Origin of the sequence: Streptomyces sp. SM1, from assembly GCF_002910825.1 — a bacterium.
GTDB lineage: Bacteria > Actinomycetota > Actinomycetes > Streptomycetales > Streptomycetaceae > Streptomyces > Streptomyces okerensis.
Genome location: NZ_NEUB01001054.1, coordinates 46338 through 53753, shown reverse-complemented (window position 1 = coordinate 53753; position 7416 = coordinate 46338). Strand labels below are relative to the sequence as shown.

General features: G+C 67.5%; 7 protein-coding genes. 5 read left to right on the top strand and 2 right to left on the bottom strand.

The annotated features are described in order from the left end of the window. The coding region (locus B9S61_RS40050; protein WP_103546617.1) for a hypothetical protein at window positions 1-612 on the bottom strand (612 nt) is incomplete at its 3' end. Window positions 613-897: 285 nt separating this feature from the next. After that, window positions 898-1650 carry a Crp/Fnr family transcriptional regulator gene (locus B9S61_RS40045; protein WP_103546616.1) on the bottom strand — a complete coding sequence of 251 codons (753 nt, stop codon included), beginning with the start codon at window positions 1648-1650 and terminating at the stop codon, window positions 898-900. Window positions 1651-2334: 684 nt separating this feature from the next. On the opposite strand from B9S61_RS40045, the gene rpsL reads away from it, so the two are divergent. From rpsL to B9S61_RS43215, 5 genes are all read left to right on the top strand, one after another. Continuing rightward, entirely contained in the window at window positions 2335-2706 is a 372-nt protein-coding gene (gene rpsL, locus B9S61_RS40040) for a 30S ribosomal protein S12 (protein WP_003948652.1), read from the top strand. Between the two features lie 2 nt (window positions 2707-2708). Then, window positions 2709-3179, top strand: a complete 471-nt coding sequence (rpsG, locus tag B9S61_RS40035) for a 30S ribosomal protein S7 (protein WP_003974303.1) — start codon at window positions 2709-2711, stop codon at window positions 3177-3179. A 39-nt stretch (window positions 3180-3218) separates the two neighbouring features. Continuing rightward, entirely contained in the window at window positions 3219-5345 is a 2127-nt protein-coding gene (fusA, locus tag B9S61_RS40030) for an elongation factor G (protein WP_103546615.1), read from the top strand. A 170-nt stretch (window positions 5346-5515) separates the two neighbouring features. Then, window positions 5516-6709: an elongation factor Tu gene (gene tuf, locus B9S61_RS40025; protein WP_103546614.1), complete on the top strand. Its 1194-nt coding sequence runs from the start codon at window positions 5516-5518 to the stop codon at window positions 6707-6709. Between the two features lie 180 nt (window positions 6710-6889). After that, complete coding sequence (locus B9S61_RS43215) at window positions 6890-7285, top strand: hypothetical protein (RefSeq protein WP_103546613.1); 396 nt, start codon at window positions 6890-6892, stop codon at window positions 7283-7285. Window positions 7286-7416 lie beyond the last annotated feature (131 nt).

The window sequence follows — 7416 nt, the reverse complement described above, 5'->3', positions numbered from 1 at the left end:
GGGGTCGTCGCCGTGCTCGCCGCCGCGTGTGCCGGAGACCTCCGGCACATGGCCGTGCAGCCACGCCGTCAGCGGGCCGTTCTTGCTGTCCACCGTCACGCGGTGGAAGCCGGCGGCCGGAACACCGGGGTGGTCGTGCCGTACGACACCCGTGTACAGGGCGTCCGAGACGCACAGGGCGAAGTCGTCGTCGCGTTCCCGCAGGGCGGCGCGGAGCAGGGCGGCGTCCAGCAGGCGGCAGGCGTGGTTCAGGTCGGAGCCGACCCAGCCGTCGTGGCGGTCGACGGCCACGTACCCGCTGGCGACGACACCGCGCAGGCGGATCTGCGCGGAGCGGGACGCCATGCGGTTGACGGCCCGCAACTGTGCGGGCACCTCGGTGAGCAGGGCTCGCAGCAGCGCCGTGACCGGGGCGTTCGCGTCGATCAGCTCCATCACCGAGTCACCGCGGTCGGCCCGCATGCGCAGGGTCTCGTCGATGCCGGCCGCTTCCAGCGCGCGGTCGGTGACGTCGTACAGAATGCGCCGCAGATACGCCTGCTCCACGTCGTCCCGGTCGCTGAACCTCTCGATGTCCAGCAACAGGATCGTGCGGCTCACGGGGTCGGTCATGGTCGCCTTTCGAAACGGTGGGGATGGCGGGGCAGGGCAGGGCAGCAGAGTGTCGGGAGCGGGGAGTGGGGCGTGAGGGCGGATGACCCACTGGAACTGTGACCGTGTGCACAGAACACCGCGTGGGGCGGAGGCGGACGTCGGCGGGGTTCGCCTGGTGGGATGGGCGGGTGCGCGGGGGGACTGGCCAGGTGATTCCGCCCCCGCCGCCCCTTCCCGTCCCGTCCCGGGGCTCCGCCCCGGACCCCGCTCCTCAATTGCCGGAGGGGCTGAATGGAAGCCGGATCAGACCTCGCTCGGGCGTTGAGGGGACGGGACGGCCGGGCCCGGCTGGTCGGTGGCGGCGATGCGGCGCAGGATGCCGGGGCGGAGGATCAGCAGGGTGCGGCGGCCGGTGGAGACGGCTTCCTTCTCGCGGAGCTCCCGCAGCAGCCGCTGCACCATCTCCCGCGACGCGCCGACCGAGCCCGCGAGTTCCTGCTTGCTGAGCGGCACGGCGAGCTCGATGCCCTCCTCGGTACGGCGGCCGTGGCTGCGGGCCAGGTCGAGCAGCAGGACCGCGAAACGCTGGCGGACGCTCATCGACGCGAACTCCAGGCGGCGCCGGTCCGCCGCCCGGGTGCGGTCCGCCGTGAGGCCGAGGAGGGCGAAGGAGACCGCGGGGGAGTGACCCAGGAAGTCCTTGAAGCGCAGGTGCTCCACGGCCACCGCCCGCACCGGCTCGAGCGCGGTCACCGTCGCCGACCGGGGACGCCCGGTCAGCGCGGCCGACTCGCCGACGACGTCGCCGGCGCCGCGCAGGGCGAGCAGCGCCTCGTAGCCGTTGGCCGCCGCGGCCGTGACCTTCGTCCAGCCCTGGACCAGCAGCAGGACGTGCGAGGACGGCTCGCGCTGGTGCAGCAGGACGACTCGGGGAGCGAAGTGCAGCTCGCGGCCGAGCGAGAGCAGCGCGGTTCTTTCCTGAGCCTCCAGACGGGCCAGGAAAGGCACCCGGTCCTCCAGACGGCTGTCGTCCGGTCCGTACGGCGCCGATGTCATCAGGCTGAACCCCCCGTTCGTCTGCGGCGGACGGATCAAAGTACTGAGCGCCGCACATGTGAAGAGCGCGATCCGGCCAACACGGCGAATCGGCCATCGACACGGCCATCGATACGGCCACCGGTCCGCCATCGACCGGCCATCGATACGGCCACCGGTCCGCCATCGACCGGCCGTCGAATCGGCCGCCGACCGGCGAAGGGGGGCGTCAACGGCCGCGGACTGTGACGCATGGCGATGGACGACGTCCCCGGAGGGCCCCGGACGGCGCCCTGAACGGCGATGGACGGCTCTCCGGGAGGCCCCGGACGGCTGCGGGCGGCTCCGGAATCCCGTGGATCGGTCGGGGCGGCAGCCGGCGGCGGGGTGCCCGGTTACGGACCGTTCGGAAGGGTTCGGAAATCCGGCCGGGCGAAGCGGGAGGAGTCCGGCTTCCCGGGCGGCGTTCCATTTGTTTTGACCGGAGTCCGTGAGGTAGGTACGCTCAGACCTTGTGCCTGGGGTGTGCCCTGGCCTTCGTGCGTGCCATCTCACACCGCACCGGGGGCTGTGAAACGGCCACCGTGATTCAGCGCCTTCTTCTGCCTCGCGGCGGGAGTCCGCAGGATTCGACACACCCGACCGCGTGGGTCGGTGACGTTCCAGGTTAGCTTCACCATTCGGCACACAGAAACCGGAGAAGTAGTGCCTACGATCCAGCAGCTGGTCCGGAAGGGCCGGCAGGACAAGGTCGAGAAGAACAAGACGCCCGCACTCGAGGGTTCGCCCCAGCGTCGCGGCGTCTGCACGCGTGTGTTCACGACCACCCCGAAGAAGCCGAACTCGGCCCTGCGTAAGGTCGCGCGTGTGCGTCTGACCAGCGGGATCGAGGTCACCGCTTACATTCCGGGTGAGGGGCACAACCTGCAGGAGCACTCCATCGTGCTCGTGCGCGGCGGCCGTGTGAAGGACCTGCCGGGTGTTCGCTACAAGATCATCCGCGGTTCCCTCGACACCCAGGGTGTCAAGAACCGCAAGCAGGCCCGCAGCCGCTACGGCGCCAAGAAGGAGAAGTAAGAATGCCTCGTAAGGGCCCCGCCCCGAAGCGCCCGGTCATCATCGACCCGGTCTACGGTTCTCCTCTGGTGACCTCCCTGATCAACAAGGTGCTGCTGAACGGCAAGCGCTCCACCGCCGAGCGCATCGTGTACGGCGCCATGGAGGGCCTGCGCGAGAAGACCGGCAACGACCCGGTCATCACGCTGAAGCGCGCCCTGGAGAACATCAAGCCGACCCTCGAGGTCAAGTCCCGCCGTGTCGGTGGCGCCACGTACCAGGTTCCGATCGAGGTCAAGCCCGGTCGTGCCAACACCCTGGCGCTGCGCTGGCTGGTCGGTTACTCCCGCGCCCGTCGCGAGAAGACCATGACCGAGCGTCTGCTCAACGAGCTTCTCGACGCCTCCAACGGCCTCGGTGCCGCTGTGAAGAAGCGCGAGGACACGCACAAGATGGCCGAGTCCAACAAGGCCTTCGCGCACTACCGCTGGTAGTCGCTACCCACATCGAGACCGAGAGAAGACCGAAGCCTTATGGCTACCACTTCACTTGACCTGGCCAAGGTCCGCAACATCGGGATCATGGCCCACATCGACGCGGGCAAGACGACCACCACCGAGCGGATCCTGTTCTACACCGGTGTGTCGTACAAGATCGGTGAGGTCCACGACGGCGCCGCCACGATGGACTGGATGGAGCAGGAGCAGGAGCGTGGCATCACGATCACGTCTGCTGCGACCACCTGTCACTGGCCGCTCGAGGACAACGACTACACGATCAACATCATCGACACCCCGGGACACGTCGACTTCACCGTCGAGGTGGAGCGTTCCCTGCGTGTGCTCGACGGTGCCGTGACCGTGTTCGACGGTGTCGCCGGTGTCGAGCCGCAGTCCGAGACGGTGTGGCGTCAGGCCGACCGTTACGGCGTGCCGCGGATCTGCTTCGTCAACAAGCTGGACCGCACGGGCGCCGAGTTCCACCGCTGCGTCGACATGATCAGCGACCGCCTGGGTGCGCAGCCGCTCGTCATGCAGCTGCCGATCGGTGCCGAGGCCGACTTCAAGGGCGTCGTCGACCTCGTGACGATGAAGGCCTTCGTGTGGTCCGCCGAGGCGGCCAAGGGCGAGATGTACGACGTCGTCGACATCCCGGCCACGCACACCGAGGCCGCCGAGGAGTGGCGCGGCAAGCTGCTCGAGGCCGTCGCGGAGAACGACGAGGAGCTGATGGAGCTGTACCTGGAGGGCACCGAGCCCTCCGCGGAGCAGCTCTACGCGGCCATCCGCCGTATCACCATCGCGTCCGGCAAGAGCGACAGCACCACCGTCACTCCCGTGTTCTGCGGCACCGCGTTCAAGAACAAGGGCGTTCAGCCCCTGCTCGACGCGGTCGTGCGCTACCTGCCGACCCCGCTCGACGTCGAGGCCATCGAAGGCCACGACGTCAAGGACCCCGAGGTCGTCGTCAAGCGCAAGCCGTCGGAGGACGAGCCCCTCGCCGCCCTCGCGTTCAAGATCATGAGCGACCCGCACCTCGGCAAGCTCACCTTCGTCCGGGTCTACTCGGGCCGCCTGCAGTCCGGCACCGCGGTGCTGAACTCCGTCAAGGGCAAGAAGGAGCGCATCGGCAAGATCTACCGCATGCACGCCAACAAGCGTGAGGAGATCGAGTCGGTGGGCGCCGGTGACATCGTCGCCGTCATGGGCCTGAAGCAGACCACCACCGGTGAGACGCTGTCCGACGACAAGAACCCGGTCATCCTGGAGTCCATGGACTTCCCGGCGCCGGTCATCCAGGTCGCCATCGAGCCCAAGTCGAAGGGCGACCAGGAGAAGCTCGGCGTCGCGATCCAGCGCCTGGCCGAGGAGGACCCGTCCTTCCAGGTCCACTCGGACGAGGAGACGGGCCAGACCATCATCGGTGGTATGGGCGAGCTGCACCTCGAGGTGCTGGTCGACCGTATGCGCCGTGAGTTCAAGGTCGAGGCCAACGTCGGTAAGCCGCAGGTCGCCTACCGTGAGACGATTCGCAAGACCGTCGAGCGCGTGGACTACACCCACAAGAAGCAGACCGGTGGTACCGGTCAGTTCGCCAAGGTGCAGATCGCGATCGAGCCGATCGAGGGCGGCGACGCCTCCTACGAGTTCGTGAACAAGGTGACCGGTGGCCGCATCCCGAAGGAGTACATCCCTTCGGTGGACGCCGGCGCCCAGGAGGCCATGCAGTTCGGCATCCTGGCCGGCTACGAGATGACGGGCGTCCGCGTCACGCTCATCGACGGTGGCTACCACGAGGTCGACTCGTCCGAGCTCGCGTTCAAGATCGCCGGTTCGCAGGCCTTCAAGGAGGCCGCGCGCAAGGCTTCGCCCGTGCTCCTGGAGCCGATGATGGCCGTCGAGGTCACCACGCCCGAGGACTACATGGGTGAGGTCATCGGCGACATCAACTCCCGCCGTGGCCAGATCCAGGCCATGGAGGAGCGGGCGGGTGCCCGCGTCGTGAAGGGCCTCGTGCCCCTCTCGGAGATGTTCGGTTACGTCGGCGACCTGCGCAGCAAGACGTCCGGCCGTGCCAGCTACTCCATGCAGTTCGACTCCTACGCCGAGGTTCCGCGGAACGTCGCCGAGGAGATCATCGCGAAGGCCAAGGGCGAGTAAGGGGCTCCGTTCAACGGACTCCGTATCCACGCTTTAGGCTTGACCCCGGAGCCTGCAAGCGGGCATTCCGCCGCCACCCTGGCGGAATGCCCCGGGCCCGGGTTTCCCAGCAAAGATCACCTGGCGCCGTCGAAGTAAGGCGTACAGAACCACTCCACAGGAGGACCCCAGTGGCGAAGGCGAAGTTCGAGCGGACTAAGCCGCACGTCAACATCGGCACCATCGGTCACATCGACCACGGTAAGACGACCCTCACGGCCGCCATTACCAAGGTGCTGCACGACGCGTACCCGGACCTGAACGAGGCCTCGGCCTTCGACCAGATCGACAAGGCTCCCGAAGAGCGCCAGCGCGGTATCACCATCTCCATCGCGCACGTCGAGTACCAGACCGAGGCGCGTCACTACGCCCACGTCGACTGCCCCGGTCACGCGGACTACATCAAGAACATGATCACGGGTGCGGCCCAGATGGACGGCGCCATCCTCGTGGTCGCGGCCACCGACGGCCCGATGCCGCAGACCAAGGAGCACGTGCTCCTGGCCCGCCAGGTCGGCGTCCCGTACATCGTCGTCGCCCTGAACAAGGCCGACATGGTGGACGACGAGGAGATCCTGGAGCTCGTCGAGCTCGAGGTTCGTGAGCTGCTCTCCGAGTACGAGTTCCCGGGCGACGACCTGCCGGTCGTCAAGGTCTCGGCGCTCAAGGCCCTCGAGGGCGACAAGGAGTGGGGCAACTCCGTCCTCGAGCTGATGAAGGCCGTGGACGAGAACATCCCGCAGCCCGAGCGTGACGTCGACAAGCCGTTCCTGATGCCGATCGAGGACGTCTTCACGATCACCGGTCGTGGCACCGTCGTCACCGGTCGTATCGAGCGCGGTATCCTCAAGGTCAACGAGACCGTCGACATCGTCGGTATCAAGCAGGAGAAGACCACCACCACGGTCACCGGCATCGAGATGTTCCGGAAGCTCCTCGACGAGGGCCAGGCCGGTGAGAACGTCGGTCTGCTGCTTCGTGGCATCAAGCGCGAGGACGTCGAGCGCGGCCAGGTCATCATCAAGCCGGGCTCGGTCACCCCGCACACCGAGTTCGAGGCCCAGGCCTACATCCTGTCGAAGGACGAGGGTGGCCGTCACACCCCCTTCTTCAACAACTACCGCCCGCAGTTCTACTTCCGTACGACGGACGTGACCGGCGTCGTGACCCTCCCCGAGGGCACCGAGATGGTCATGCCGGGTGACAACACCGAGATGAAGGTGGAGCTCATCCAGCCCGTCGCCATGGAGGAGGGCCTGAAGTTCGCCATCCGTGAGGGTGGCCGGACCGTGGGCGCCGGCCAGGTCACCAAGATCAACAAGTGAGCTTGCTGATCTGACCTGGTAGCTCCTGCTTGCGAGCACCTGAGAGGGCCCGTACGACTTCGGTCGTACGGGCCCTTTCGCTGCGTGGGCGTCAACTTACGCACTCGCACGGTCGCTCGATCGTGCGAAGAGAGGGCCATATGCGGGCGGCACATGCCATGCCCTCCGTAGGTTCGCCCCATGGTCAGCTCATCCCATGAGGCCCTGCACCGAATCTTCCAGCAGGAACCGGGCCTCTTCGCGCGCGTCGCCAGGAACCTCGGCGTCGCCTTCCCCCCACCCGTCGGCACGACGCAGGCCGCGGATCTCTGGAGGCATCTCATGGCCGTCGACCTCTCCTTCTTCCAGTCACAGACCGCCCAGCAGCTCCGTGCCGAGGGCGAGGTGAAGGGCCAGACGAAGGCCGTGCTGGTCCTTCTGGGGCACCGGGGTGTCGAGGTCGGTGAAGAGGACCGGGAGCGGATCGTCGGCTGTGGTGACACCGGGGTATTGGACGTGTGGCTGAAGAGGGCTCTCACGGCGAGGTCGGCGGCCGAGGTGTTCGCACCGGCCGATGGGCCCGGGACCGCGGACTGATGGACCTCTCCTTCTTCCAGTCACAGACCGCCCAGCAGCTCCGTGCCGAGGGCGAGGTGAAGGGCGAGGTGAAGGGCCAGGCGAAGGCCGTGCTGGTCCTTCTGGGGCACCGGGGTGTCGAGGTCGGTGAA